Raw genomic sequence first — 24,806 nt, forward strand, 5'->3', positions numbered from 1 at the left:
CCACCGGGCAATTTCGACCAACCCCTCCGCTACTGTGCATGGGGTTGTTTTCGACATTTTTGTCTTGGACGATCAGCCAATCGCGCAGGGCACGCTCGAAAACCCGCGAAACCGTACCCGCCCGCCGCGCACCGGCTTGTCCCTCACGGCATAGTTCGGAAAGCGCGCGAGGAAGCGTGAGATCGCGATCGCGCCTTCCAGCCGCGCCAGCGCCATGCCGGCGCATTGGTGCGCGCCGGTGGCGAAGGCGAGATGTCGGTTCGGCGTGCGCGCGATGTCGAAGCGTTCGGGATCCGGAAACTGCGCGGGGTCGCGGTTGGCGGCGCCGATGCACAGCGTCACCGACGTGCCGGCATCGAGCATCACGCCGCCGAGCTCGACGGCTTCGGTGGTCATGCGGTTGCCGAGCTGGTTCGAGCTCTCGTAGCGCAGTATCTCCTCGACGGCGGTCTTGATCATGTCGGGATTGTCGATCAGCCGCTGCTTCTGGTCCGGGTTTCGGTCGAGCGCGACGAGGCCGTTTCCGATCAAATTGGTCGTGGTTTCGTGGCCGGCATTGAGCAGGAAGATGCAGTTGTGCAGCAGTTCCTTCTCGGTCAGTCGTTCGCCATTTTCCTCGCCCTGGATCAGGCGCGTGAGTACGTCGCGCTCAGGATTGCCCGGCTTCTCGCGCCGGCGCGCCACCAGCGTCTGGAGGTAGGCGAGGAAGTCAGTCACCGCCGTGTTGCCGCGCGCCGCAACCTCGGGCGATACAACAGGCTCGAGCGCGCCGAGGATCGCCAGCGACCAGTCGCGCAGCGGTCCGCGCGCATCGTGGGGGACATCGAGCAGATTGCCGATCACCTCGATGGGAATGGAAGCCGCGAAATCCTCGATCAGCTCGCAAGCGCCCTTGGCGGCGATGGCGTCGAGCAGGCCGTCGACCAGCCTGACGATATCAGGCTCCATGCCTGCGATCGCGCGCGGCGACAGCGCGCCCATGATCAGGCGGCGCACGCGGGTGTGCGAAGGCGGATCGTTGAACACGAGGCTGGTTGTGTGATGCTCAAAGAGCGGCGTGTCGCCGTATTTCGGCGCGAACTCGCGCTTCTTGTCCGAGCTGAAGGACTTCGTGTTCTTGTAGGTGGTGACGAGGTCGTCATAACGGGTCAGGAACACGGTGCCGTTCGGCAGGCGCTTGACCGGCTCGTTCTCCCGCAGTGCACGATAGGTCGAGTAGGGGTCGTCGTAGAATTCCGCCGTCAGCCTCGTTAGATCGAACTTGGCCGCCAATTCCTTCGCACTTGCGTTCATCCGCCATACTCGCCGGTTGAGACCGATATGCCGTTTTCGCTCTATCGAGCAGTGCGGGTCACCGTCTACAGTCGTACCGTGATTTGCAAGCCGACCGGACGGGAAAATGCACGATCGCACTGACGCAGCCGACACGGCCCTCAATTGGCCCGACGATATTTTCGCGACCTTGCAACGCTTCGACGTCCGGCAGGTGCCTTACGTCCCTGACGCCGGCCATTCGAAGCTGATCCAGCGCGTGCTCGGCTCGTCCACCATGCGTGGCATTCCGCTGACGACGGAGGAGGAGGGCGTGGCTTTGCTCGCCGGCGCCTGGACCGGCGGACAGCGCGGCGTGCTGCTGATGCAGTCGAGCGGCGTCGGCAATTGCATCAACATGCTGTCGCTGATCCCGATCCTGCGCTTTCCGTTTCTGACATTGGTGACGATGCGCGGCGAATGGGGCGAGTTCAATCCGTGGCAGGTGCCCATGGGGTCGACCACCCAAGGCGTGTTCGAGCTCTCCGGCGTCCAGGTGCTGCGCGCTTCGAACGCGGCCGAGGTGCCGGCCGTCCTGGAGGCGGCTGCGGCCCAGGCCTACAACGCGCTCACGCCGACCGCCGTCCTTCTGTCGCAGCGCCTGATCGGCGCCAAGGTTTTCACCAAATGAGCAAGGCCAATCTCCTCGACCGCCGTCAGGTGGTTTCCACACTGCTTGCGAACCGCAAGGACGTCGTCGCGATCGGCGGCCTTGGTGCCTCCACCAACGATATGTGCGCAGCAGGCGACCATGCCCGCAATTTCTATCTCTGGGGTGGCATGGGCGGCGCCGCGATGATCGGGCTGGGCTTGGCGCTGGCGCAGCCGAAGCTGCCGGTGCTGGTCATCACCGGCGACGGGGAGATGCTGATGGGCCTGGGGAGCCTTGCCACCATCGGGCTGCAGAAGCCGTCCAACCTCTCGATCGCAGTGCTCGACAACGAGGCCTATGGCGAGACCGGCGGCCAGACCAGTCACACCTCGGCCGCCGCCGACCTCGTCGGCATCGCCAAAGCCTGCGGCATCGCGGATGCCCGCGCGATCTCGACCATGGCCGAGGTCGAGGCCTTCGCCAAAGCCGTCCATGACGTTTCGGCGGGGCCGCGCTTTGCCAATGTGAAGATCGACAGCGGCAGCGTCGAGCGGATACTGCCCACCCGGGACGGGACTTACATCGTCAACCGGATCCGCGGCGATCTCGGCTTCCAGCCGATCTAGATTACTGGCCGATTTGGGAGCGCGCCTTGCAGGTTGCATCGCACCATTCGGCTTGACTTTTGCGTGGGTGAGTGCTTACTCACTAACATGAGCTCATTGCGAATGACGAGCGACCTGAGGCGTCAATTGATCCTCGGCGCCGCAAAGCGCTGCTTTGCCCGACACGGCTATACCGGCACCACGACGAAGAGCGTGGCGGCCGCCGCTGCCATTTCCGAAGCGCTGCTGTTCAAGCATTTCCCGTCCAAGGCGGCGCTCTATGCCGAAATCCTCAGCGACGAGTGCGAGGCAGACCCGGCGTTGATGGACCTGCTGGAGCGGGAGCCCTCGACCGCCACCCTGGTTGAAGTCCTCCGCGGCATGGTCGGGCATTACCTCCACATCGCCGATGGTCCCGATCAGGAAGAGGCCCAGCGCCTGCGACTGATGGCCACCAGCCATTTGGATGACGGCGAGTTCGCCCGTTTGCTATATGCCAAGATCGAGAAGCTGATCGGCGCGGTCTTCCTCGCCTCGCTCGAGCGGGCGGTCGCGGCCGGGGACGCGCGGCCGTTCAGCGGCGATCCGCTCAACCTGTTCTGGTTTGCGCATCACACGGTGATGACCGCTGCACTGACCAGGCTGCCGGCTACGCCCTGCCTCGCTTACGGCAAGGCTGACGACCTCGAGCGGCAGCTGTGTGAGTTTCTCTTGAGGGGTATCGGACTTAACGACGCCGCAATTGCTTCGCATTTGGGCCACGATCAGGCCGCTCGTGCGGACAAGACGGCGATTGCAGAAAGCGCATGACAATGAACATCGTCACCGAACACAAGATTTCGGGCGAACCGATCGACACCAAGGCTCCCAAGCGTCCGGTCCGGCCGGTGCTGTGGTTCATCATCGTCGGCGCGCTGCTGGCCGCGCTCGTCGGTGGCCTCGTCTGGTTCAATTTTTCCGCGGCCAGATGATCAAGCAGTTCTTCGCCAACAACAAGCCGCCGCCGACCGCGGTCACCGCCGCCGAGGCGAAGTCCGAGGTGGTGCCGAACCTTCTGACCGCCGTCGGCAGTCTCGTCGCCGTGCACCAGGTCGACGTCAGCGCCGACGTCAACGGTCGCGTCACTGAGATCAAGTTCCAGCCGGGCACCCGCGTCGAGGCGGGAATGCCGCTGGTGCAATTGTTCGACGCGCCCGAGCAGGGCGACCTTGCCAACTACAAGGCCCAGTCGACCGTCGCGCAGCTTTCGCTCGACCGCGCCAAGCAGCTGGCATCGCGCCAGTTCGGTCCGCAGGCGACCGTCGATACCGCGCAGGCCGCCTACGACCAGGCGCAGGCCGGCATCGCCAAGACCGAGGCGCTGATCTCGCAGAAGCTGGTGCGCGCGCCGTTCGCCGGCGATCTCGGCGTCCGCAAGGTCGAGGTCGGCCAGTATCTGACGGCAGGCACGGCGATCGTCTCGCTGACCGATCTGTCGCAGCTGTGGGCCAACTTCACCGTGACGGAAAAGGACTCGGGCAACCTCAAGGTCGGCCAGACGGTCCGGCTCAAGGTCGACGCCTATCCGGGCCGTACCTTCGAAGGCAAGATCACCACGATCGAGCCGCAAATCTCGACCGATACCCGCAACATCCGCGTGCAGGCGACGATCGCCAATCCGGAAAAGATCCTCAAGCCCGGCATGTTCGTGACCACCACGGTGGTGCTGCCGGACAAGCCGGCCGTGATCACCGTGCCCGAGACGGCTGTCGACTACACGCTGTACGGCGACTCGGTGTTCGTGATCACCGAGAAGAAGGAGGAAGACGGCAAGACCAGCCTCTCCGCCGTGCGCACTTTCGTGCAGACCGGCAGCCGGGTCGACGGCCGTGTCGAGATCATCAAGGGCGTGAAGGCCGGCGACAAGGTCGTCGCGGTCGGTCAGCTCAAGCTGCAATCGGGCGCCGCAGTTGCGATTTCGTCAGACCCGGGCCCGCAAATCCCGGCGCAGCCGCCGCGCTACTGACACTACACGCGCGTGATCCGGCTCGGCCGGATCACGTCTGTCGAGACATAGAATCGAGATCGCCGCGATGCGCTTTACCGACATTTTCATCAAACGACCGGTGCTGTCGGTCGTCGTCAGCCTGTTGATCCTGCTGATCGGCCTGCGCGCCGCGATGGTGCTGCCGATCCGGCAATACCCGAAGCTGTCGAACACGGTCATCAACATCACGACGGTGTATCCCGGCGCGTCCGCGGACCTGATCCAGGGCTTCATCACGACGCCGATCGAGCAGGCGGTCGCCTCGGCCGAAGGCGTCGACTACATGACCTCGTCATCGGTGCTCGGCACCTCGACGATCCAGGTCTACATCAAGCTGAACTTCGATCCGAACCAGGCGCTCACCGAGGTGCTCGCCAAGACGAATTCGGTCAAATACCTGATCCCGAAGGAATCCAACGACCCGATCGTTACCAAGACGACGGGCCAGACCACGGCCGTGATGTATCTCGGCTTCTCCTCCGAGGAACTGTCGGGCTCTGCAATATCGGATTATCTGACGCGCGTGGTGCAGCCGGTGCTGTCGACTGTCGACGGCGTCGCCTCGGCCGACATTCTGGGCGGCCAGACCTTTGCGATGCGGCTGTGGCTCGATCCGATGAAGATGGCCGGCCGTAACGTCTCGTCGGCGGACGTTGCCGCGGCGATCCAGGCCAACAACTTCCAGTCGGCGGCGGGCCAGACCAAGGGCTATCTGATCGTTTCGAACATCTCGACGAACACCAGCCTGACCGACGTCAACCAGTTCCGGAAGATGATCGTCAAGGCCAAGGACGGCGGCTTCGTGCGGATGGAGGACATCGCCACCGTCGAGCTTGCCGCGCAAAGCACGGATGCGAGCGTCGCCTTCAACGGCGAGCATGCGATCTTCATCGGTGTGAACGCGACGCCGCAAGGCAACCCGCTGACGCTGGTCAAGGGCGTGCGCGCGCTGTTCCCGGAGCTCGAGCGTAACCTGCCGCCGTCGATGAAGATGAAGGTCGCCTACGACTCGACCAAGTTCATCCAATCCTCGATCGACGAAGTGGAGAAGACGCTGGGCGAAGCCGTGATCATCGTGATCGTGGTCATCTTCCTGTTCCTGGCCTCGCTCCGCTCGGTCATCATTCCGGTCGTCACGATTCCGTTGTCGATGATCGGCGTCTGCACCCTGATGCTGTCGCTGGGCTTCAGCTTCAATCTGCTGACGCTGCTGGCGATGGTGCTCGCGATCGGCCTTGTGGTCGACGACGCCATCGTCGTGGTGGAGAACATCCATCGACATCTGGAGGAGGGTAAAACGCCCGTCCAGGCGGCGGTGGAGGGCGCGCGCGAAATCGTCGGTCCCGTCATCTCCATGACCATCACGCTCGCCGCGGTGTATGCGCCGATCGGCTTCCTTGGCGGTCTCACCGGCTCGCTGTTCCGCGAGTTCGCCTTTACGCTTGCGGGCTCGGTGATCGTGTCGGGCGTGATCGCGCTGACGCTGTCACCGATGATGTGCTCGGTGCTGCTCAAGAACACCGAAGAGGGCCGCTTCGCCAAGCTCGTGAACCGCGTGTTCGGCGCGCTGACGCGGTGGTATGGACGCAGGCTCGACCGTTCGCTGGATTACAAGGCGATTACCGGCCTGTTCGCGATCACGATCCTCGGGCTCGTCGGCTTCCTCTATATGCACACCTCGAAGGAGCTGGCGCCGGAGGAGGACCAGGGCATCGTGTTCGCGGTGACCAAGGCGCCGAAATACGCCAACATCGACTATGTCGATTTTTACGGCGAGAAGCTGGACAAGGAATTCCAGAAATTCCCGGAGACCGATCTGCGCTTCGTGCTGAACGGCATCAACGGTCCGCAGGGCGGCATCGCCGGCATGTTGCTGAAGCCGTGGGATGAGCGCAAGCGGTCGGCGATCCAGTTGAAGCCGCTGGTGCAGGCCGAGCTTTCGAAGATCGAGGGCGTGCAAGCCTTCGCTTTCAACCTGCCGCCGTTGCCGGGCGGTCCGGGCGGCCTGCCCGTGCAGATGGTGATCAATTCCACCGCTGGCTTCCAGACGGTCTTTGAGCAGATGGAGAAGCTGAAGGACGCTGCACGCAAGAGCGGCATGTTCATCGTCTCCGACAGCGACCTCGCCTACAACCAGCCGAACGTCGAGGTCACGATCGATCGCACCAAGGCGCAGGATCTCGGCGTCAACATGCAGAACCTCGGCAGCACGCTCGCGGTTCTTCTGGGCGGCAACTATATCAACCGCTTCAATCTCGAGGGCCGTTCCTACCAGGTGATACCGCAGGTGCCGCGCACCAACCGGCTGTCGCCCGAATCGCTCGGCGGCTATTACGTGACGACCAATACGGGCCAGCAGCTTCCGCTGTCGACCGTGGTCTCGGTCAGGACCAAGACCGCTCCGAATTCGCTGACACACTACAACCAGCTCAATTCGGCGACGTTCTCGGCCGTGCCGATGCCAGGCGTGACCGTCGGTGCGGCGGTGGACTTCCTCGAGGGCGAGGCCAAGAAGCTGCCGGCGGGCTTCAGTCACGACTATCTGGCGGATAGCAGGCAATACGTGCAGGAAGGCAATCAGCTCGCGATCACCTTCGGCTTTGCGCTGATCATCATCTTCCTGGTGCTGGCCGCGCAGTTCGAGAGCTTGCGTGATCCTCTGGTGATCATGATCTCGGTGCCGATGGCGATCGTCGGTGCGATGATCCCGCTGTTCTTCGGCATGGCGACGATGAACATCTATACCCAGGTCGGTCTGCTCACCCTGGTCGGCCTGATCACCAAGCACGGCATCCTGATGGTGGAGTTCGCCAACGAGCTCCAGGTCAACGAGCGGCTCGATCGCCGTTCGGCCATCGAGATGTCGGCCCGCATTCGTCTTCGTCCGATCCTGATGACCACGGCTGCGATGGTGACCGGCCTGATCCCGCTCTTGACGGCAACCGGCGCCGGCGCGGCCAGCCGCTTCTCGATCGGCCTGGTCGTCGTGGCCGGCATGTCGATCGGCACGCTGTTCACGCTGTTCGTGCTACCGGCGGTCTATGTCGTGCTGGCAACCGACCATCGCAAGGCGGCCGATTCCGAGCGGAACAAGCAGGTCAACGAGTTCGACCTCAACGCCAAGGCGCTGCGGCCGACCTGAGAACGCATTCAATCCCGGCCGGGAGGCGGCAACAGCGATAGCTGTTGCCGCCTTTTTGTTGTCTCATGCTAGTCTCTCCCAGGCGCCAGGGGCGTCGACATGCAATGGGAATGAGGGGCTGGACATGACGCGAGAATTTTCGGCCGGCAATTATCGTTTCATCCCGGCCGTGTTCCAGTATTCATCGGGTGCGGCCGCGGACGACGGCTACGAGGTCGAGCGTGTCAGGTTCGATCGCCTGGTGCCGCTTGCCGAGGGCTTTGCGCTGGCGGCGAAGTTCATCCAGGAGGCGGGGCGTCCGCTGACCGCGTTCTGTGCCTGCGAATTGCGGTCGCCGGCGGCCTTCAGCGAGGAAGGCTTTCGCGCCTTCAACCTGCACTACGTCAAGACGCTGTCCGAATGGGGCATCTTCGACGGCACCACAAATCCGGTGGCGCGCAGCAATGTCTGTCCCGAGGTCGATCCGCCGTCCGAGCCGTCTTTCTATGCGTTCTGCTTCACGCGCCCCACGCGCGCGAAGACGCCGACGTTCGTGATCGCGGGCGGCGCGGAAGCGCGCGAAGGCAGTGGCACCTATCCCGAGCGCATTGTGCGCTATCGCGAGCTCGGACCTGACGCGTTGCAGGAGAAGGTGCGCATGACCACGTCGCACATGGAAAAGCGCATGGCGGAGTTCGGCTTCGGCTGGCAGGACACCACGGGTGTGCAGGCCTATTCGATCCGCGACTTCCACCCTGTTTTGGCGGACGAGCTGGTCCGTCGCGGCGCGTTGCGCTCCGGCCTGACCTGGCATTTCGCGCGGCCCCCGGTGGTCGACCTCGAATACGAGATGGATTGCCGCCGGGTGATCCGCGAGGTGGTGATCTGAGGTCCTCGACAGGACCGCTCTCTCCGTTCCCTCCCCCTTGTGCGGGAGGGGCAGGGAGGGGGTGCCACCCGGGGATTCCATCCATTGTGCACCGGCTCTCGGCGCATCATCAACAACGGGTACCATTTGCTTGGCTACCCCTCTCCCTGCCCCTCCCGCACAAGGGGGAGGGAACGCACCTCCGTCTCGGCGCCAGCGAAGTCTCGTTCCGCAGACTCTAACGCTGCCTCGGGTCGAGCGCGTCGCGCAGGCCGTCGCCGAGCAGGTTCAGCGATAGCACCACGAGGAAGATCGCAAACCCCGGCCAGATCGCCATCCAGGGTGCCTGGGTCAGGAAGCGCTGCGCCGCGTTGAGCATGCTGCCCCAGGACGGCGCCGGCGGCTGCTGGCCGAGGCCGAGAAAGGACAGCGCCGCTTCGGCGATGATGGCCGCGGCGATCGAGAGCGTCGCCTGCACCAGAAGCGACGGCAGGATGTTCGGCAGGATGTGCGAGAATGCGATCCGCCAGGGCGGATTGCCGAGCGCGCGGGCGGCTTCGACATAGTCTTCGGCCTTGACGACCAGCACCTGGCCGCGGGTCAGGCGGATGAAGATCGGGGTGGCCGAGATGCCGATCGCGATCATGGCGTTGCCGAGGCTCGGGCCGAGGAATGCGGCGAGTGCGATCGCCAGGATCAGGAACGGGCAGGCCAGCATCGCATCCGTGATCCGGCTGATCAGCGCATCGGTGAAACCGCCGCGATAGCCGGCGAGCAGGCCGAGCGGCACGCCGATCCCGAGCGCGATCACGACCGAAATCAGGCCCGCCATCAGGGAGGCCCTCGCGCCATAGACGACGCGGCTCAGGATGTCGCGGCCGAGATCGTCGGTGCCGAACCAGTGCGCTGCGGTCGGCGGCTTGCGCACCAGGCTCCAGCTCGTCGCGATGGGGTCATAGGGCACGACGAGCGGCGCAAGGGCCGCAAGGATGATGAAGGCCGTGATCACGACGAGCCCGAACACGGCCGCTTTGCGCTTGAACAGCCGCCGACGGGCGCGGCGTGCCGGGCTGTCGAGCTCGTCAGCGCGGGTTGCGGGACTGGCTGGCAATGCGGCATCGGTCATCGCCTAGCCCCTTAGCCGCGGATTGACGAGGACATAGGCGACGTCGGCAACCAGGTTGAGCGTGATGTAGACCGTGGCCGTCACCAGCACCACGCCCTGCACCACGGCGTAGTCACGGTTGAACACGGCGTCCACGATCAGCTTGCCGAAGCCGGGAATGGAGAAGATCTGCTCGGTCAGCACCGCGCCCGAGAGCAGCGTGCCGAGCTCGAGCGCGCCGAGGGTAATGATCGGCGTCAGCGCATTGCGCATGGCATGCTTGAGGATCACGGAGCGCTCCGACAATCCCTTCGCGCGCGCGGTGCGCACATAGTCGCTCTCCAGCACCTGAAGCATGGCGCTGCGGGTGTGCCGCATCAGGATCGCGGAAATCGCGTTGCCGAGCACGAAGGCGGGCATGATGGTCGCAGCCAGGCTCGCGCGCCAGTTCTCGGTGAGTGGCACGTAGCCCGAGGCCGGCAACCAGCCCAGCTTGATCGAAAACAGGAAGATGAGGAGAATCCCGAGCCAGAAATTCGGCGTCGAGATGCCCCACAGCGCGAACAGATTGGCGCCGTAGTCCCAGGCCGTGCCTTTTTTGACCGCGGAGATGATGCCGGCGGGAATGCCGATGCAAAACGCGATCACGATGGCCATCGAGCCGAGCTGGAGCGTCACAGGCAGCTTCTGCGCGATCAGCTCGCGAACCGGCATCTTGTTGCGCAGCGACTCGCCGAAGTCTCCGGTCAGGACGCCCTTGAGCCAATAGACGTACTGAACCGGGATCGGCTGATCGAGCTTGTACTGCTGGCGGATCTGCTCGATCACGGCGGGATCGCGTTCCTCGCCGGCCATCACCAGCGCGGGATCGCCCGGCAGCAATTGCTGGAGCGAGAAGATCAGCACCGACACGAAGAACAGTGTCGGCACGATCTGCGCAATCCGGCGGGCGAGGAAGTTCAGCATTTTGCTACGCCCGACCCGGGCGTTGACGCGATCACTTGAACTTCAGCCCGACCACGCGCACGAGCCCGTCGGGCATCTGCTTGTAGCCCTGCAGCTTGGTCGTGTGGGCGATCAGGAGCGTGCGGTGATAGATGTAGATGATCGGCAGATCGTCGAGCAGGATCTTGGTCAGCTTTTCATAGATCGCCTTGCGCTCGGCGACATTGGACGTTGCCCGTCCATCTTCCATCAGCTTGTCGGCATCGGGGTTGGCGTAGCCGCCGTCGTTCTGTGGCGCCTTGCTGCGCATGAAGATGTAGGAATTGCCGTCAGGATCGATGCGGCCGCTCCAGTTGATCTGGAAGATCTGGAACTCGCCGGCCTGGGCCTGCTTGAAGGTCGTCGCGAATTCGACCGCGCGGATCTTGATGTCGAAGCCCGCTTCGGCGGCCATCGACTGGATCACCTGGGCCACGGCCTCGTTCTCCGCGCCCTTGGGGATCATGTAGTCGACGGTTACCGGTGTGGTGACGCCGGCCTCCTTCAACAGCGCCTTCGCCTTGGCGATGTCGCGGCCGTGGACCGGGAAGGCCTTCTGATAATAGGGATGCGTCGGGCTGACCCATTGATTGCCGGGCGTGAATTCGCCGTTGAAGACCACCTGGTTGAGGGCTTCGCGATCGATCGACAGGTCGAGCGCCTGGCGCACCTTCGCCGACTGGCTCAGCGGGCCCTTGTTCTTGTCGTTTCCGATATTGACGGTCAGGCCGAGATAGCCGAGCTCCGGCGCGGTCGACAGCACGAGGCGGGAATCGGCGCGCACGTCCTTGATGTCGGTGGCGAGCACGCGCTCGATTAGATCGAGACCGCCTGACTTCAGGTTGGCGAGCCGCACCGTCGCGTCGACGATCGGCAGGAACACCACGCGATCGATATGGATATTGTCCTTGTTCCAGTAGTCGGCAAATTTCTCGAACACCATGCGGTCCTGCTGGACGCGCTCGACGAATTTGTAGGGGCCAGCGCAGACCGGATGCAGGCCGAACTTGTCGCCGGCCTCCTTCGCCGCCTTCGGCGAGACCATCATGCCTGAGCGGTCGGTGAGCTGGGCGATCAGCGGCGAGTAGGGCGTTTTCAGCACCAGCTTGATGGTGAGGGGATCGACCACCTCGACATGATCGACGCTGGCAAGCTCCGACTTGCGGAACGAGGTCGGCAGCGTCATGTGACGCTCGATCGAAAACTTTGCCGCTTCCGCGTTGAAGGGTTCGCCGTCGTGGAATTTGACGCCCGGCCGGAGCTTGATCGTCATCTCCTTGCCGTCGGCCGAGGTCTCGTGGGACAGCGCAAGCTGCGGCACGATGTTGAGCTTCTCGTCGATGTCGAACAGCTTGTCGCAGAAGGCGGAGAACACGATGCGGCCGACATAGGTGCGGCCGATGCTGGGATCGAGGATGTCAGGGTCTTCGGCGATGCCGATGCGAAGGGTGGTCTGGGCCTGAACTTGGGTTTGGGCGCCGCCCACGAGCGACGTCAGCAAAGCCGACGCCAGGATTGCCAAACGCATGTAACTCATCGCTCTCAACCTCTGTTTTGCGGTCAGGCCGGGTCCGTTCCCAATGAACTAACCCCACCGCCGCGGACTGCTTCCGGGCCGCAGCTGAAGGCTGCGACCAATTTTTCAAGGACCGGCGAAAAGCCGCCGTCGGACGGGACGATCGCCGCGGAGGACGGCAGTTCCGACGTTCTGTGGCAGGCCGTTGCATGTCCGATGCCATCCGCGACGAGCTCGGGCATTTCGCTGCGGCAGCGCTCGATCACGTAGGGGCAGCGGGTGTGGAAGCGGCATCCCGACGGCGGATTGAGCGCGCTGGGGATCTCTCCCTGCAGCACAATCCGGCTGCGCTTTGCCCGCGGTTTAGGCACAGGGATGGCGGACAAGAGTGCCCGGCTATAGGGGTGGCTTGGTGCTGCGAACAGCGTGTCCGCCTCGGCCGTTTCGACGATCTGGCCGAGATTCATCACCGCCACGTGGTCGGCGATGTGCTTGACCACGGCGAGGTCATGCGAGACGAAGATGTAGGCGAGGCCGAGCCGGTCCTGAAGCTCGCGCAGCAGATTGAGGATCTGCGAGCGGATCGAGACGTCCAGCGCCGAGACCGGCTCGTCGCAGATGATCAGCTTCGGTTCGACCGCGAGCGCGCGGGCGATGGCGATACGCTGGCGCTGGCCGCCCGAAAACTCGTGCGGGTAGCGCCGTGCCAGCCGCGGCTCCAGGCCGACCAGCCGCAGGATCTCCTCGACACGCTCGCGCCGCCGCGCCGGTGGTACGAGATCGTGCAACGCCAGAGGCTCGGTCAGGATCTGGCCGACCGTCATGCGCGGATTGAGTGAGGCGTAGGGGTCCTGGAAGATGATCTGTGCCTCGCGGCGGAAGGCGCGCAGCGCATTGGCATCGAGCGAGAGCAGATCGCGGCCGTCAAAGCGAACGGAGCCCGCGTCTGGCTCGATCAGCCGCAGCACCAGCCGGCTGACGGTGGATTTGCCGCAACCGGATTCGCCGACGAGGGCGAGCGTCTTGCCGGCTTCGAGAGAGAAGCTGACGCCGTCGACTGCTTTGACATGGGCCAGCGGGCGGCCGAACAGCGAGCGCTCCGCGACGAAATGCTTGACCAGCCCTTCGACCTCGAGCAGCGCCATCACGACACCAGCAGTTCGAGTGGTGCGCGGATGCAGCGCGAGAGGTGGCTGGGGCTGAGCTCGACCAAGGGCGGTGGCGCCTCGGTGCAGGCGTCCAGCACGAACGGGCAGCGTGCTGCAAAGCGGCAGCCGGCGGGCGGCTGCGCCATGTTCGGGACCATGCCTTCGATCGTCGCCAGCTGCTCGGCGCGATGGTCGAGCCGCGGGATCGAGCCGAGCAGGCCGACCGTGTAGGGATGCTGGGGTGCGGCGAACAATTCATCGACCGGCGCGCGTTCGACGATCTCGCCGGCATACATCACCGCGACCTCGTCGCAGACTTCCGCGACCACGCCGAGATCGTGGGTGATCAGGATGATCGCGGCGCCGCTTGCGGCTTTCAGCTCGCGCATCAGCTCCAGGATCTGGGCCTGCAAGGTGACGTCGAGCGCAGTGGTGGGCTCGTCCGCGATCAGCAGCCGCGGGTCGCAGGCCAGCGCCATCGCGATCATGACACGCTGGCGCATGCCGCCGGACAGCTTGTGCGGATAGTCGTCGATGCGCCGCTCGGGCGAGGGGATGTGGACGCGGCGCAGCAGTTCGATGGCCCGCTCACGTGCGCTCCGGCGCGATCCGCCGCGGTGGCGCAGGATGGTCTCGGTGATCTGGTCGCCGATGGTGAGGCTCGGATTGAGCGACGTCATCGGCTCCTGGAAGATCATTGCGAGCCGGTTGCCGCGCAGATCGCGCAAAGTCTGGTCCGAGGTCTTCAGCAGGTCGAAGCCGTCGAAACGGATCGCGCCGTATATTTCCGCGCTTTGTTTCGGCAGCAATCCCATGATCGCCAGCGACGTCACGCTCTTGCCGCAGCCGGATTCCCCGACGAGGCCGAGCGTGGCGCCATTGGCGACGCTGAGATCGACGCTGTCGACCGCGTGGGTGACGCGGCCGTCGTCGCCGTGAAAGCGGATGCGCAGGTCCTTGATCTCGATGAGGGGAGTCGCACTCATGTGCTGCCTTCAGCGTCCCGCAGCGTAACCCTGCATGCCGCGCGGATTGGCGGCGGCGCGGCGGCGGACACCGACGCGCGAGGCCGCGGTGAGGCGGCCTTCGGACCAGTCGGGACCGACTTCCACGATATGCCCTCGCTCCCTGAGGTTCTCGATCGTTGCCTTCGGCACGCGGTTCTCGACCACGAGCACGCCAGGGCGCGCGGTGCGCGGCCAGAACGAGATCGGGAAATGCTCGGAATGCCAGGCCGGTGCGTCGATGGCTTCCTGGAGATTGAGGTTGCAATGGACGTGGCGCAGGAAGAATTGCGTGATCCATTGGTCCTGCTGGTCGCCGCCGGGCGAACCCCAGGCCAGATATGGCTCGCCGTCGCGCAGTGCCATGGTGGGCGACAGCGTGGTGCGCGGCCGCTTGCCGGGCGCCAGCGAGCTTGGTTGGTTCTCCTCCAGATCGAACATCTGCGCGCGGCTGCCGAGGCAGAAACCGAGCTCGGGAATGACAGGCGAGGATTGCAACCAGCCGCCTGATGGTGTCGACGACACCATGTTGCCGGCCTTGTCGATGATGTCGAAATGCACGGTGTCGCCGCGCACTTCGCCGAAGCGGCCCACCGTCGGTTCACCGGCGCCGAGCGCGCCAACAGCCTCGCGCTGTCCCTCGGCACGGCGCAGCTTGACCACGCCGCCAAGGCCCTCGACCGCGCCGGGCCGGAGGTCGAGCGAGGCCTTGTCGGTGACGAGCTTGCGGCGCTCGTCGTTGTAGGCATCCGACAGCAGCGTTCCGATCGGGATCTCGCTGAATTTGGGATCGCCGTAGAATTTCTCGCGGTCGGCGAAGGCAAGTTTGGCGCATTCGATCTGGAGATGGATGAACTCAGGCCCGGTCGGGTCGAGCCCGTCGAGCGCAAAGCCCTTCAGCAAAGCGAGCTGTTGCAGCGTCACCGGGCCCTGGCTCCAGACACCGGCCTTGCAGACGGTGTAGCGGCCGTAGTCATAAGTCAGCGGCGCTTCAATGGTCGGCTGCCAGCGCGCCACGTCGTCGGCGGAGAGCACGCCGCGATGCGGCGAGCCGCTGACGTCCATCACCTCTTGCGTCCGGCAGAACTTGTCGATGGCTTCCGCGACGAAGCCCTGCGACCAGGCCTTTCGCGCGCGCTCGATCTCGGCGTCGCGGCCGCCGCCGCCGCTCTCGGCTTCGCTGAGAATGCGGGCGTAGGTCGCGGCCAGCGTCGTGTTGGTGAAAAGCGTGCCGGGCCTCGGCACTTCGCCATTCGGAAGATAGACCGCGGCCGAGGTCGGCCAGTGCTTGCGGAACAATTGCTCCACGGTCTGGATGGTGGCGCAGGCGCGCTCGACCAGTGGATAGCCGTCGCGCGCGTAGGCGATCGCGGGCTCCAGCACGTCGCGGACGCGCATCGTGCCGTAGTCGCGCAGCAGCATCATCCAGGATTCGAAGGTGCCGGGAACGCAGGCCGCGAGCAGGCCGGTGCCGGGCACCATGTCGAGGCCTTCGCTCTTGTAATGTGCGATGGTGGCGCGCGCCGGCGCCGGACCCTGGCCGCAGATCACTTCGGTGCGGCCGCGCTTGACGTCATGGACGATGACGGGCACGTCGCCGCCGGGGCCATTCAAATGCGGCTCGACCACCTGCAGCGTGAAGGCGGTGGCGACGCCGGCGTCGAAGGCATTGCCGCCCTTTTCCAGCATGGCCATGCCGACGGCGGTCGCGATCCAGTGCGTGGTGGCGACGACCCCGAACGTGCCCTCGATTTCGGGACGCGTCGTGAACGGATCGGGATTGATGTTGGACATGGGAGTTCGTTACCTTATGTGTCGCGCGCGCAATTGATCACAGGCGATGCCGTGCCGCCAATGCGCGGGCCGCATGGCACGCGCGCGTCACGCCGGGACCGGCGTGGTGTTTACCGCGTGGCAGGCGACGCCGTCGATCAGGTCAGGTGCTTGCTTGCGGCAGAGATCGAACGCCAGCGGGCAGCGCGGATTGAAGGCGCAGCCGGGGGTGGATTGATCGGGTTGGGGATCTCGCCTTTCACCGGAATGCGCTGGCGGCCGCTCATGGCCAGATCAGGCACGGCGCCGAGCAGCATTTTGGTGTAGGGCATGCGCGGACGGGAGAACAATTCCTTGCCCTCTGCGATCTCGACGATGCGGCCGAGATACATCACGCCGACACGGCTCGCCATGTGCCTGACAACGGCGAGGTTGTGGCTGATGAACATGTAGGTCAGGCCGAACTTGTCCTGGAGGTCGCGCATCAGGTTGAGGATCTGCGCTTGCACGGAGACGTCGAGCGCCGAGGTCGGCTCGTCGCAGACGATGAACTCCGCGTCGGAGGCGAGCGCTCGCGCAATCGCGATGCGCTGGCGCTGGCCGCCGGAGAATTCGTGCGGAAACTTCAGCCGGTCGTCGGGATGCAGGCCGACGAGGCTGAGCAGCTCGCCGACGCGCGCCTGGATGTCGCGCTCGCCCTGGATCAGGTCGAAGGCGCGGATCGGCTCGGCGATGATGGCATCGACGCGGAAGCGCGGGTTCAGGCTCGCATAGGGATCCTGGAAGATCATCTGGATGCGGCGGCGCAGTTTGCGCCGCGCCTGGGCCTGCCGCGGATCGGTCATCGAGACGCCGTCGATCAGCACGTTGCCGGAACTCGGCGGCAACAGGCCGACCACCATCCGCGCCACCGTGGTCTTGCCGGAGCCGGATTCGCCGACCAGCGCAAAGGTCTCGCCCTTCCTGATGTCGAAGCTGACGCCGTCGACGGCCTTGAGGTATTCGAGCTGCCCGCCCTCGAGCACGCGGTTGAGCCACGGCTTGGAGACGTCGAACACGCGGCGCAGATTTGTCGCCTGGACGAAGGGAACGCTCATGCCGCGCTCTCCGCCGGCGCGCTGTCATAGAGATGGCAAGCGACCGATTGCGTGCCGCGCGCCAGCGGCTCGGGCCGGTCGACCCGGCAGCGATCGAACGCGGACTCGCAGCGCGGATTGAACGAGCAGCCGCGCGGGATCGCCGACAACCGCGGCATCGAGCCCGGGATCTGCACCAGGCGCTTGTCCTCGCCGGCAAGCGTCGGGATCGCGCCCATCAGGCCCTTGGCATAGGGGTGCAGCGGGCTCCTGACGACGTCCTGCACCGGGCCGATTTCGGCGACGCGGCCGGCATACATCACCGCGACGCGGTCGGACGTCTCCGCGATCACGCCCATGTCGTGCGTCACCAGCATCACGGCGGTGCCGTGGTCCCGGCCGAGCCGCTTGATCAGCGAGATGATCTGCGCCTGCACGGAGACGTCGAGCGCGGTGGTCGGCTCGTCCGCGATGATCAACTCCGGCTCGGCGCAGATCGCGAGCGCAATGACGACGCGCTGGCGCATGCCGCCGGAGAACTCGTGCGGATAGCCGTCGATGCGCTTGTCCGGCGCGGGAATGCCGACCTCGGCGAGCAGGTCGATGGCGCGGCGGCGGGCGGCCGTCTCGGACAGGTTGAGATGGGTGCGGATCGTCTCCACGATCTGATCGCCGACCTTGTACAGCGGATTGAGCGAGGTGAGCGGATCCTGGAAGATCATGCCGATACGCTTGCCGCGGACGCGGCGCAGCTCCTCCGGCGGCAGATTGTCGATCCGCAGGCCCGACAGGCGAATCTCGCCGCCGGAGATGCGGCCGGGCGGATCGATCAGGCCGATCACCGCAAGCCCGGTGACGGACTTGCCGGCGCCGGATTCTCCGACCACGCCCAGCACCTCGCCCTTGGCGATGTCGAAGGAGACGCCGTCGATGGCGCGCAGCGTGCCGCGGCGGGAGGCGAACTCGACCTGGAGATTGCGGACGGAGAGAACGGGTTCGGTCATGAACGCTGCATGCTCATCGAAGCTTGGGGTTGAGGGCGTCACGCAGCCAGTCGCCGAGCAGGTTGATCGACAGGATGAGCGCCGCCAGTGCGATGCCTGGAAATGCGACGATCCACCATTCGCCTGCGAACAGATAGCCGTTGCCGATGCGGATCAACGTGCCGAGCGACGGCATCGTCTCGGGCATGCCCGAGCCGAGGAACGATAGTGTCGCCTCGGTGATGATGGCGAGCGCGAGGTTGATGGTGGCGATCACGAGGATCGGTCCCGTCGTGTTCGGCAATACATGGCGCAGCATGATCACCGGGGCAGGAAGGCCGATCAATTGCGCGGCCGCGACATAGTCCTTGTTCTTCTCGACCAGGACCGAGCCGCGCACCGTGCGCGCGTACTGCACCCAGAAGCTCAGGCCGATGGCGAAGACAAGCACGGCCAGCATGCTCATCTCGTCGAGCTTGTTGCCGAATACCGATTTGGCAATGCCGTTGATCAGCAGTGCGATCAGGATCGCCGGGAAGGAGAGCTGCACGTCGGCGATGCGCATGATCAGCCCGTCGACGGCGCCCCCGAAATAACCGGCCGTCAGCCCGAGCATGATGCCGAGCGCGCCGGACAGGACGACTCCGAGGACGCCGACGAGAAGCGAGATGCGCAAGCCATAGAGGATCGCGGACAGCACGTCGCGCCCCTGCTCGTCGGTGCCGAGCAGGAACGGGCTCTGACCGTCGGCGGTCCAGAGCGGCGAGATGCGCGAATTCATCAGCTGGAGCTGTGCCGGATCGAACGGATTTTGCACCGACAGCACCGAGGCGAAGATCGCGATCAGGAAGAACAGCAGCGTCACGGCTGCCGCGATCATGGTGATCCTGGAGCGGCGGAACGAATAGAACAGGTCGCTGTGCAGCGCGCGCCTGAACCAGCCAGGTGCGGCCGCTGCGCGCTTCTCGATCTCGTGCGGAACGACGGCCTCGCTCATTTCAATGCGCCCGGCTGACCGTCGAGCGCAGCCGCGGATCGACGATGGTGTAGAGGATATCAACCACGAGATTGATGGTGACGAAGATCAGCGACACCATCATCAAATAGGCCGCCATGATCGGGATATCGACGTTCTGGACGGCCTGCACGAACAGGAGCCCCATGCCCGGCCACTGGAACACGGTCTCGGTAATGATCGCAAAGGCAATGACCGAGCCAAACTGCAGGCCCGCGACGGTGATGACGGGAATCAGCGTGTTGCGCAGCGCGTGGCCGAAATGGATCGCCCGCGTGGTGAGCCCACGGGCGCGGGCGAAGCGGATGTAGTCGGTGCGCATGACTTCCAGCATCTCCGCGCGAACGAGGCGCATGATCAGCGTCATCTGGAAAAGGCCGAGCGTGATCGACGGCATGATCAGCGCTTTCAAACCGGACAGCGTCAGGAGGCCTGTCGTCCACCAGCCGATATGCACGACGTCGCCGCGGCCGAACGAGGGCAGCCAGCCCAGCGTCACCGAGAACAGGTAGATCATGAGAATGCCGATCAGGAAGGTCGGCAGCGAAATGCCGATCAGCGAGACGGCCTGGAAGACATGCGTGAGCCAGCTGTCTCGGCGAAGCGCGGAATAGACACCCATCAGGATGCCGCTGACCATGGCGAAGATCGTGGCAACGACGGCCAGCTCCAGCGTCGCCGGCATCCGCTCCATCAGCAGATTGGTGACGGGAAGTCGGAACTGGTAAGACACGCCGAATTTGAACTGGGCGGCGTTGCCGAGATAACGGCCGAATTGCACGATCACGGGATCGTCGAGACCGAGTGATTTGCGGATCGCGGCGCGCTCCGCGCCCGATGTATCCATCCCCACCATTTGGTTCACGGGATCGCCGGCGAAACGGAACATCGAGAACGAGATGATCCCGACGGCGATCATGACACCGATGGCCTGGATGGCCCGGCGCAGTGTGAAAGCGAGCATCTGTTCCTTTCACATCTCTTCTTCAGCAGCACGCAGCATCGCGTTAGCCCGAAACAGCAAGTCCCGGAAGCCAAATCCGCAAGTCATGGCTTCCGGGACTTCACAACTTGTCTACACCTACTCTTCTTGCTTGGTCGCCCAGTAGAGCATCACCATGTTGTCCGCGCGCTGGGTCAGCTTCACCTTCTTCGACACGCCCCAGGCGAGCGCCTGCTGGTGCAAGGGGATATAGCCCCAGTCCTTCATCGAAATCTCGAACGCCTGCTTGATCAGGAGATCGCGCTTGGCCGTATCGGATTCGACGAGAACCTTGTCGGCGAGCTCGTCGAACTGCTTGTTGCAATAGCCGGCGAGATTGGCTTCGCCGCGGTTGGGGTCCTTGGGATCATCCCGGCAGCCCATGATGTCGTGCAGCACGTTCTGGGAGTCGAGTGTATCCGGGGTCCAGCCCAGCATGTATAGCGAAGTCTTGTAGCCGCCGGGTTTCAGCACCTTGGCGAAATACTGAGCCTTGGGCTGGGCCAGCAGGTCCACCTTGATGTTGATGCGGGCGAGCATGCCCACGATCGCCTGGCAGATCGCGGCGTCATTGACGTAGCGATCGTTCGGGCAGTCCATCGTCACTTCGAAACCGCCGGCATAGCCCGCGTCGGCGAGGAGCTTCTTGGCGGCGTCGGGGTCGAACTTCGGGCGGATGAGGTCCTTCGCGGAAAAGATCTCCGGTGCGACCATCAACGCGGACGGCGTGGAAAGGCCGCGCATCACGCGATTCTTGATCAGGTCGACGTCGATCGCCCTGTAGACGGCTTCGCGGACGCGAACGTCCTTGAACGGGTTCTTGCCCTTGATGTTGGAGTACAGGAGCTCGTCGCGCGCCTGATCCATGCCGACGAAGATGGTGCGGAGTTCAGGTCCCGTCAGCACGGTGGCGTTCGGGCTCGCCTTGACGCGCTCGATGTCCTGCACCGGAACCGGCTCGATGACGTCGACCTCGCCCGACAACAGGGCCGCGACACGCGTGGCGGGGTTGGCGATCGGCGTGAAGACGATCTCCTTCAGATTATGTTCCGGTTTGCGCCACCAGTTCGGATTGGCCTTGAAGACGGTCTTCACGCCGGGCTGGTGGCTCTCGATCATGAAGGGACCGGTGCCGTTTTCATGAAGCGAGGCGTAGCTCGGAGTGGTCGCGGCAGCGGGCGTCGGTGCTACCGCATCGTTCGCCTCTGCCCATTTCTTGTCCATGATGTACCAGGTCGCCCACAGCGCCGTCAGGATGGGATTGGGCGATGTGAGGATGAAATCGACGGTGTAATCGTCGATCTTGACGGCCTTGGCGTCCGCGGGAACGCGGCTCTGGAAGTTCGAGCCCTTTGCCCGCACGCGCTCGGCGGAGAACACCACGTCGTCGGCGGTGAAGGGGTCGCCGTTGTGGAACTTCACGCCCTTGCGCAGGTGAAAGCGCCAGCGTGTCGGCTCCGGCGTTTCCCAGCTTTCGGCGAGAGCCGGGATGATCTTCAGGTCCTTGTCCCGGGCGACCAGGCCTTCATAGACATGGCCGAGATGCGCACTGGTGGTCGACTCGTTCAGCGTGTAGGGGTCGAGCGACTTCAGCTCACCCTGGTTGGCGTAGCGCAGCGTCTGGCTCGACGCCGGCGAGACCGCCATCGCAACCACACCGGCGAGCGTCGCCGCAAAGAGACTTCGTCCGACTGACATTCTTGACCCTCTCCACTCGCCCGCGCCGTCATTCTTGATTGTTCGGCGGGGCCGATCGATCCATGTTGCCCAGAGTTCTCGACCCGTGCAAGCGCCATTCCAGCAAGGAACGCGCCAGTTTGCACCGCTGTGCAGCAATGCTGATCAACAATTTAGTGGCGAGAGGCTCATGGACGACATTCGACTTTCGACCGGCGGAGGGAATAAAGAGGAAAGGCCGATTTGATTGACCATGTCCGCCGAATGCGGAGGCCGGTGTCCAGGCCCGGTGTCAGGTCGCTTGCGTCGCACACCATGTCGCGGCGATACTGTGTGACGCCGCTCGAATCTCATCCGGAGGGGACATGAAAGTTAACATCGAAATCGACTGCACCCCCTCGAAGCCCGCCAGTTCTTCGGATTGCCCGACGTGATGCCGATGCAGACCGCGGTGATGGACAAGCTGCAACAGCAGATGATGTCCAACATCGACAAGGTCTCGCCCGAATCCCTGATCCAGAGCTGGTTCACCTTCGATCCCAAGATTGCAGAGCGGTTTCAGGACATGTTCGTGACGATGGCCGGCCTCGGCGGCACGCGCACCGGCGACAAGAAGAAATAATGCCGCGCGGGCCGGAAGGGCCGCAGACGTCAGGCCGGCTTCGTCCGCCGGGCCTCGCTCTGCTGCTTGCCGAGGCCCGTGGCCTGTTCGAGTTCAACGCCAGCCTGTTGCTGTCACCAGTCCTGATGCGCGCGCCCAGAGGCGACGGCCATCCGGTTCTGGCGTTGCCGGGCTTTCTCGCCAGCGACCTCTCGATGGCACCGATGCGGCGCTATCTCAGCGAACTAGGCTATGACGCGCATGCCTGGCGGATGGGCCGCAATCTGGGTGGGCTGGGGCGGATGCGCCAGGCCTTGCAGGCCCGTCTCGCCGAGATCTATGCCGCGAGCGGCCGCAAGGTCAGCCTGGTCGGCTGGAGCCTCGGCGGCGTCTATGCCCGCGATCTCGCGCTTCAGGCGCCCGAGATGGTCCGCTGCGTCGTCACGCTCGGCAGTCCGTTTGCCAATGACGTGCGGGCCACCAATGCGACGCGGCTTTACGAGATGATGTCCGGCGAGCGTGTCGAGGATTTTGCGGAAGCGCGCGAGGCGATCGCCGGCGATCTCCCGGTGCCTGCGACGTCGATCTATTCGCGTGCCGACGGCATCGTGAACTGGCGCACCTGTCTGTTGCGGCCCTCCGACCGCGCCGAGAACATCGAGGTGCGCCTGGCGAGCCATATCGGGCTCGGCGTGAACCCCGCGGCGCTGTGGGCCGTGGCGGACCGCCTGGCGCAACCGGAGGGGGAGTTCTCCCCATTTGACCGGGCCGGGCCGTTTGCCATTGCATATGCCCCGCCGGAACAGGCAATATCGGCCTGACGAGAAGCGCCCTAAGGCGCCCGTCGCTATGCGTGGGAGGGAATTATGGCTGACGGTAAGAAGCTGTCGTCGCTGGACGCATCGTTTCTGTATCTGGAAACGCCGGAAATGCCGATGCATGTCGGCAGCATGGCGATCTTTCGCCTGCCCGACGACTACAAGGGCGATTTCTTCGAAGACTTCAAGGCGATGATCGTCTCGCGCCTGCACATCGCGCCGATCCTGAAAGCGCGGCTGGAGAAGGCGCCGCTCGACATCGACCATCCCTCCTGGGTCGAGGACGACCAGTTCGACATCGACCGTCACATTTTCCGCGCCAGCCTGCCGGCGCCGCACGACCGCGCCACGCTCGAGCGCATCGTTGGCTGGATGCACGCCAAGCTCCTGAACCGCGCCCGCCCGCTGTGGGAGTTCTACGTGTTCGAGGGCATGAAGGACAACGAGGTCGGGCTCTATTCCAAGATGCACCATGCCGCGATCGACGGCGGGGCCGGCGCGGCGCTCACCAACATGATCTACGACATCTCGCCGATCCCGCGGCAGGTCGATCCGCCGGCGGCAGGAGCCAGGCCCGGGCAGGAGCCGCGCGACATCGCGGCGAACCTGCTCGATTCCTACCAGCTACTCTTCACCCAGCCGCTCGACGCCTCGGCGGCCGCCAAGAACCTGCAACTGCCGCGCACCGGCAAGAGCGACATCGGCTCGATCCTGTTCGACAACGCGATGTACCAGATCGAGAGCGCGGTGCGCTTCGCGGGCAACATCCCGACCATGGTCAAGAGCGTCTCCGACGTGCTCGGCAAGATCTCCGATCCCAAATCGCGCGAGAGCCTTGCCAGCATGGTGTCGCCGCCGACCATGCTCAACAAGACGATCTCGTCGGAGCGGAGTTTTGCCGGCGTCTCGATCTCGTTGTCGCGGGCGAAGGCGCTGGCCAAACAGGCCGGCGGCAAGCTCAACGACGTCGTGCTTGCGCTCGCATCAGGCGTGGTCCGGCGCTACCTCCAGCAATACGGTACGCTGCCGGCGAAATCCCTGACGGCGGCCGTGCCGATCTCGCTCCGCGAGGAGGGCAACACCGAGGCCAACAACCAGGTGTTCGGCATGATCTGCTCGATCGCGACCAATATCGAGGATCCCAAGGCACGGCTGGAAGCGATCATCGCACAGTCGACCAAGTCCAAGGAGATGTCGCACCCGCTGCGCGCGCTGATGCCGCAGGTCTCCAACATCTCGATGCTCGGTGCGCCGATGATGGTGCAGATTCTGGCGTTGCTCTACAGCCGCTCGAATCTGTCCGACGTGCTGCCCCCGGCCGCCAATATCACGGTGTCCAACGTGCCGGGGCCGCGGCAGACGCTTTATGCCGCGGGCGCCGAGCTGCTGCACATCTTCCCGGTATCGATCTCCACCCACGGGCAGGCGCTCAACATCACGGTGCAGAGCTATCGCGACCAGCTCGATTTCGGCTTCATTGTTGGCGCCAACATCATTCCGCATGTGCAGGTGATGTGCGACATGCTGCCGGCGGAGTTTGCCGCGCTCGAAGGGGCCTACGCCCCGCCTGCGGCCGACATCAAGGGCGCAGCAGAATAGGA

Annotated in this window: 18 protein-coding genes and 3 pseudogenes; 9 read left to right on the forward strand and 12 right to left on the reverse strand. The window is 64.5% G+C overall.

The genetic code is table 11. The annotated features are described in order from the left end of the window. Window positions 1–72 precede the first annotated feature (72 nt). Window positions 73–1,293 (reverse strand): cytochrome P450, encoded by a 1,221-nt coding sequence (locus ACQ86E_RS23705; RefSeq protein ID WP_431202041.1) that lies wholly within the window; start codon window positions 1,291–1,293, stop codon window positions 73–75. A gap of 106 nt (window positions 1,294–1,399) precedes the next feature. On the opposite strand from ACQ86E_RS23705, the gene ACQ86E_RS23710 reads away from it, so the two are divergent. From ACQ86E_RS23710 to cnbZ, 6 genes and pseudogenes are all read left to right on the forward strand, one after another. Next, window positions 1,400–1,942, forward strand: a complete 543-nt coding sequence (locus tag ACQ86E_RS23710) for a phosphonopyruvate decarboxylase (protein ID WP_431202042.1) — start codon at window positions 1,400–1,402, stop codon at window positions 1,940–1,942. Continuing rightward, on the forward strand, window positions 1,939–2,529 hold the full coding sequence (locus ACQ86E_RS23715) for a thiamine pyrophosphate-dependent enzyme (protein ID WP_431202043.1): 591 nt from the start codon (window positions 1,939–1,941) through the stop codon (window positions 2,527–2,529). Before ACQ86E_RS23710 ends, ACQ86E_RS23715 begins: the two co-directional genes overlap by 4 nt. Before the next feature lie 87 nt (window positions 2,530–2,616). Further along, a complete protein-coding gene (locus ACQ86E_RS23720) occupies window positions 2,617–3,318 on the forward strand; it encodes a TetR/AcrR family transcriptional regulator (protein ID WP_431206547.1) in 702 nt (233 codons plus the stop codon). A 2-nt stretch (window positions 3,319–3,320) separates the two neighbouring features. Next, window positions 3,321–4,513 (forward strand): annotated as a pseudogene (locus tag ACQ86E_RS23725) (efflux RND transporter periplasmic adaptor subunit). A 67-nt stretch (window positions 4,514–4,580) separates the two neighbouring features. Continuing rightward, a complete protein-coding gene (locus tag ACQ86E_RS23730; RefSeq protein WP_431202044.1) occupies window positions 4,581–7,676 on the forward strand; it encodes a MexW/MexI family multidrug efflux RND transporter permease subunit in 3,096 nt (1,031 codons plus the stop codon). A 124-nt stretch (window positions 7,677–7,800) separates the two neighbouring features. Beyond that, on the forward strand, window positions 7,801–8,544 hold the full coding sequence (gene cnbZ, locus ACQ86E_RS23735; RefSeq protein ID WP_431202045.1) for a 2-amino-5-chloromuconate deaminase CnbZ: 744 nt from the start codon (window positions 7,801–7,803) through the stop codon (window positions 8,542–8,544). A gap of 217 nt (window positions 8,545–8,761) precedes the next feature. On the opposite strand, the gene ACQ86E_RS23740 is transcribed toward cnbZ, so the two are convergent. The 11 genes and pseudogenes from ACQ86E_RS23740 to ACQ86E_RS23790 form a co-directional block, all read right to left on the reverse strand. Next, window positions 8,762–9,649, reverse strand: coding sequence for an ABC transporter permease (locus ACQ86E_RS23740; protein ID WP_431202046.1), 888 nt, complete (start codon window positions 9,647–9,649; stop codon window positions 8,762–8,764). A gap of 3 nt (window positions 9,650–9,652) precedes the next feature. Beyond that, window positions 9,653–10,594, reverse strand: a complete 942-nt coding sequence (locus tag ACQ86E_RS23745; protein ID WP_431202047.1) for an ABC transporter permease — start codon at window positions 10,592–10,594, stop codon at window positions 9,653–9,655. A 31-nt stretch (window positions 10,595–10,625) separates the two neighbouring features. Continuing rightward, window positions 10,626–12,149, reverse strand: coding sequence for an ABC transporter substrate-binding protein (locus ACQ86E_RS23750; RefSeq protein ID WP_431202048.1), 1,524 nt, complete (start codon window positions 12,147–12,149; stop codon window positions 10,626–10,628). Between the two features lie 23 nt (window positions 12,150–12,172). Further along, window positions 12,173–13,273, reverse strand: coding sequence for an ABC transporter ATP-binding protein (locus ACQ86E_RS23755; RefSeq protein ID WP_431202049.1), 1,101 nt, complete (start codon window positions 13,271–13,273; stop codon window positions 12,173–12,175). Further along, window positions 13,273–14,262, reverse strand: a complete 990-nt coding sequence (locus ACQ86E_RS23760; RefSeq protein WP_431202050.1) for an ABC transporter ATP-binding protein — start codon at window positions 14,260–14,262, stop codon at window positions 13,273–13,275. Before ACQ86E_RS23760 ends, ACQ86E_RS23755 begins: the two co-directional genes overlap by 1 nt. Window positions 14,263–14,271: 9 nt before the next feature. Continuing rightward, window positions 14,272–16,074, reverse strand: a complete 1,803-nt coding sequence (locus tag ACQ86E_RS23765; protein WP_431202051.1) for a gamma-glutamyltransferase family protein — start codon at window positions 16,072–16,074, stop codon at window positions 14,272–14,274. A gap of 87 nt (window positions 16,075–16,161) precedes the next feature. Further along, window positions 16,162–17,150, reverse strand: a pseudogene (locus ACQ86E_RS23770) (ABC transporter ATP-binding protein). Then, window positions 17,147–18,133 carry an ABC transporter ATP-binding protein gene (locus ACQ86E_RS23775; protein WP_431202052.1) on the reverse strand — a complete coding sequence of 329 codons (987 nt, stop codon included), beginning with the start codon at window positions 18,131–18,133 and terminating at the stop codon, window positions 17,147–17,149. Before ACQ86E_RS23775 ends, ACQ86E_RS23770 begins: the two are co-directional and overlap by 4 nt. A gap of 13 nt (window positions 18,134–18,146) precedes the next feature. Further along, the gene (locus tag ACQ86E_RS23780) at window positions 18,147–19,109 is read right to left on the reverse strand and encodes an ABC transporter permease (protein WP_431202053.1); all 963 of its coding nucleotides are present in this window, start codon (window positions 19,107–19,109) and stop codon (window positions 18,147–18,149) included. Window position 19,110: 1 nt separating this feature from the next. Further along, a complete protein-coding gene (locus ACQ86E_RS23785) occupies window positions 19,111–20,091 on the reverse strand; it encodes an ABC transporter permease (RefSeq protein WP_431202054.1) in 981 nt (326 codons plus the stop codon). Window positions 20,092–20,208: 117 nt separating this feature from the next. Next, complete coding sequence (locus ACQ86E_RS23790; RefSeq protein ID WP_431202055.1) at window positions 20,209–21,807, reverse strand: ABC transporter substrate-binding protein; 1,599 nt, start codon at window positions 21,805–21,807, stop codon at window positions 20,209–20,211. 344 nt (window positions 21,808–22,151) lie between these two features. Between ACQ86E_RS23790 and ACQ86E_RS23795 the strand changes: the two are divergent. The 3 genes and pseudogenes from ACQ86E_RS23795 to ACQ86E_RS23805 all read left to right on the forward strand — a co-directional run bounded on the left by ACQ86E_RS23795 (window position 22,152) and on the right by ACQ86E_RS23805 (window position 24,804). After that, window positions 22,152–22,408 (forward strand): annotated as a pseudogene (locus ACQ86E_RS23795) (DUF6489 family protein). Beyond that, entirely contained in the window at window positions 22,408–23,208 is an 801-nt protein-coding gene (locus ACQ86E_RS23800) for an esterase/lipase family protein (RefSeq protein WP_431202056.1), read from the forward strand. Before ACQ86E_RS23795 ends, ACQ86E_RS23800 begins: the two are co-directional and overlap by 1 nt. Window positions 23,209–23,253: 45 nt before the next feature. After that, complete coding sequence (locus tag ACQ86E_RS23805) at window positions 23,254–24,804, forward strand: WS/DGAT/MGAT family O-acyltransferase (protein ID WP_431202057.1); 1,551 nt, start codon at window positions 23,254–23,256, stop codon at window positions 24,802–24,804. The last annotated feature ends 2 nt before the right edge of the window (window positions 24,805–24,806 follow it).

The sequence above is a fragment of the Bradyrhizobium betae genome (assembly GCF_050632175.1).
Lineage (GTDB): Bacteria > Pseudomonadota > Alphaproteobacteria > Rhizobiales > Xanthobacteraceae > Bradyrhizobium > Bradyrhizobium betae_B.

What these genes read in the sequence shown, in the direction of transcription:
- ACQ86E_RS23705 (WP_431202041.1), bottom strand. Translation starts at nt 1,293, where the DNA reads ATGAACGCAAGTGCGAAGGAATTGGCGGCCAAGTTCGATCTAACGAGG.
- ACQ86E_RS23710 (WP_431202042.1), top strand. Translation starts at nt 1,400, where the DNA reads ATGCACGATCGCACTGACGCAGCCGACACGGCCCTCAATTGGCCCGAC.
- ACQ86E_RS23715 (WP_431202043.1), top strand. Translation starts at nt 1,939, where the DNA reads ATGAGCAAGGCCAATCTCCTCGACCGCCGTCAGGTGGTTTCCACACTG.
- ACQ86E_RS23720 (WP_431206547.1), top strand. Translation starts at nt 2,617, where the DNA reads ATGAGCTCATTGCGAATGACGAGCGACCTGAGGCGTCAATTGATCCTC.
- ACQ86E_RS23730 (WP_431202044.1), top strand. Translation starts at nt 4,581, where the DNA reads ATGCGCTTTACCGACATTTTCATCAAACGACCGGTGCTGTCGGTCGTC.
- cnbZ (WP_431202045.1), top strand. Translation starts at nt 7,801, where the DNA reads ATGACGCGAGAATTTTCGGCCGGCAATTATCGTTTCATCCCGGCCGTG.
- ACQ86E_RS23740 (WP_431202046.1), bottom strand. Translation starts at nt 9,649, where the DNA reads ATGACCGATGCCGCATTGCCAGCCAGTCCCGCAACCCGCGCTGACGAG.
- ACQ86E_RS23745 (WP_431202047.1), bottom strand. Translation starts at nt 10,594, where the DNA reads ATGCTGAACTTCCTCGCCCGCCGGATTGCGCAGATCGTGCCGACACTG.
- ACQ86E_RS23750 (WP_431202048.1), bottom strand. Translation starts at nt 12,149, where the DNA reads ATGAGTTACATGCGTTTGGCAATCCTGGCGTCGGCTTTGCTGACGTCG.
- ACQ86E_RS23755 (WP_431202049.1), bottom strand. Translation starts at nt 13,273, where the DNA reads ATGGCGCTGCTCGAGGTCGAAGGGCTGGTCAAGCATTTCGTCGCGGAG.
- ACQ86E_RS23760 (WP_431202050.1), bottom strand. Translation starts at nt 14,262, where the DNA reads ATGAGTGCGACTCCCCTCATCGAGATCAAGGACCTGCGCATCCGCTTT.
- ACQ86E_RS23765 (WP_431202051.1), bottom strand. Translation starts at nt 16,074, where the DNA reads ATGTCCAACATCAATCCCGATCCGTTCACGACGCGTCCCGAAATCGAG.
- ACQ86E_RS23775 (WP_431202052.1), bottom strand. Translation starts at nt 18,133, where the DNA reads ATGACCGAACCCGTTCTCTCCGTCCGCAATCTCCAGGTCGAGTTCGCC.
- ACQ86E_RS23780 (WP_431202053.1), bottom strand. Translation starts at nt 19,109, where the DNA reads ATGAGCGAGGCCGTCGTTCCGCACGAGATCGAGAAGCGCGCAGCGGCC.
- ACQ86E_RS23785 (WP_431202054.1), bottom strand. Translation starts at nt 20,091, where the DNA reads ATGCTCGCTTTCACACTGCGCCGGGCCATCCAGGCCATCGGTGTCATG.
- ACQ86E_RS23790 (WP_431202055.1), bottom strand. Translation starts at nt 21,807, where the DNA reads ATGTCAGTCGGACGAAGTCTCTTTGCGGCGACGCTCGCCGGTGTGGTT.
- ACQ86E_RS23800 (WP_431202056.1), top strand. Translation starts at nt 22,408, where the DNA reads ATGCCGCGCGGGCCGGAAGGGCCGCAGACGTCAGGCCGGCTTCGTCCG.
- ACQ86E_RS23805 (WP_431202057.1), top strand. Translation starts at nt 23,254, where the DNA reads ATGGCTGACGGTAAGAAGCTGTCGTCGCTGGACGCATCGTTTCTGTAT.